Source organism: Streptomyces thermoalcalitolerans, assembly GCF_039525155.1.
Classification (GTDB): Bacteria; Actinomycetota; Actinomycetes; order Streptomycetales; family Streptomycetaceae; genus Streptomyces; species Streptomyces thermovulgaris.
The window spans coordinates 1-1,815 of record NZ_BAAAHG010000122.1; the positions used below are offsets into that span (position 1 = coordinate 1).

Here is a 1,815-nt window from a genome sequence, read left to right on the forward strand (position 1 = left end):
CTCTCCGGCCGGCTGCTCGGTCGTGGCGGCGGGCAGGGGCGCGTGCGTGCCGGCCGCCCCGGGCCGCGCCTCGGGGCCGCCCTCTCCCTCGGGGCTGTCCACGACACCGCCGGCGGCCTCCGGCGAGGCCTCGTGGGCTCCGGTCTCGGCCGCATCGGCCGCGGCGGCCGCATCCGTGTTCGTGCCGTCCGTGCCGAGCCGTGACAGCGCCGCCCGGGCCCGCAGGAACAGCTCGGCGCCCTCCGGGGAGAACAGGGCGAAGGTCCCGGTCCCCGGCCCGTCCTCCGGGCCGGCCGACTGCGCGGCGGGCAGTGCGGGGACCTCGGGGGCGGCCTCGATCTCCAGCAGGCGGCGGCCCTCCAGGGCGCTCGCGCGCTCGGTCTCCGCCGTGGCGTACCGCCGCAGCAGGGCCGCGTGCTCGTTGCGCAGCCCCGCCAGCTCCGTACGCCTCGCCCGCAGTTTCTGCTCCAGCCGGCTGCGCAGCTCGCGCGCCTCCTCGAGTTCCATCTCGAGTTCGGCGACGCGCTCCTCGAAGCGCCACTCGTCGCTCGCACGCGCGCGCGTGAGGTCGGCCACCTGCCGGCCGGCCTGCAGGTCCCAGCGACGCATGACGACCGCACCGGTGACCGCCGTCGCCGCGGCGACCGCGGCGAGCGTTCGCAGCACGGTCACGTCCGTGAACACCCAGGGCGTCAGCGCGCAGACGAGTGAGACGCCGGCGATCGCCGAAGGAGGCAGAAGCCTGTGCAGAGGCGGGGAATGGCGGTGACGTCCACGTGACATGGCCAGAAACTTACCGCGCATGGAGCAGTCGCGGCAGACCGCCCGGCAAAAAGGCGGCCGGACCGAAACCTTCGTACGGCAAAGGGAATTCCGGCCGCCTTTGCCTTCGCTTCAGCAAGATCGTTCAAGGGTTCGCGGGGCGGGGCTCGTCCTCCGCGGGACCTGTCCGACCACCCCTGCGGGACCTGTCCGACCACCCCCGCGGGACCTGCCCGGCGAGCGTCCGGAGCCGACGGGACGGCGTCACTCGGGCCGCGGATGGTGCGGCCGGGCGCGGGGCCTACGCTGAAGGCATGAGCAAGCACAGCGGGCGCGGCCGTGTGGCGGGCCTTCCGGCATGGGACCGATGCGCGGTCATGGGGGTCGTGAACGTGACCCCCGACTCCTTCTCCGACGGCGGCCGCTGGTTCGACACGAGCACCGCCGTCAAGCACGGCCTGGACCTCGTCGCCCAGGGCGCGGACCTGATCGACGTGGGAGGCGAGTCCACCCGTCCCGGTGCCACCCGCGTCGACGAGGCCGAGGAGCTGCGGCGTGTCATCCCCGTCGTCCGCGGGCTCGCCTCCGAGGGCGTCACGATCTCCGTGGACACCATGCGCGCCAGCGTCGCCGAGCAGGCGCTCGCGGCGGGCGCCGTCCTCGTCAACGACGTCAGCGGCGGCCTCGCCGACCCCGCGATGGTCCCGATGGTCGCGGACGCGGGCGTCCCGTTCGTCGTGATGCACTGGCGCGGCTTCCTGGAGGGCGACACCATCCGCGGGGTGTACGACGACGTCGTCACCGAAGTCGTCGACGAACTGCGCGCGCGGGTGGAGGCCGTCCTGGAGGGCGGTGTCGCCGCCGACCGCGTCATCGTCGACCCCGGCCTCGGCTTCTCCAAGGAGGCCGAGCACGACCTGGCGCTCCTGGCCCACCTCGACCGTCTGCAGGGCCTGGGCCATCCGGTCCTCGTCGCCGCCTCCCGCAAGCGGTTCCTCGGCCGGGTGCTGGCCGGCCCCGACGGCACGCCGCCGCCCGCGCGCGAGCGCGACG

At 74.9% G+C, this 1,815-nt stretch carries 1 protein-coding gene and 1 pseudogene; one reads left to right on the forward strand and one right to left on the reverse strand.

Going from position 1 to position 1,815, the window contains the following annotated elements:
- Positions 1-783, reverse strand: a pseudogene (locus ABD224_RS29055) (hypothetical protein); the annotation flags it as partial.
- A gap of 293 nt (positions 784-1,076) precedes the next feature.
- Here ABD224_RS29055 and folP point away from each other — a divergent pair.
- On the forward strand, positions 1,077-1,815 hold a 739-nt coding region (gene folP / locus ABD224_RS29060), incomplete at its 3' end, for a dihydropteroate synthase (protein WP_344055279.1).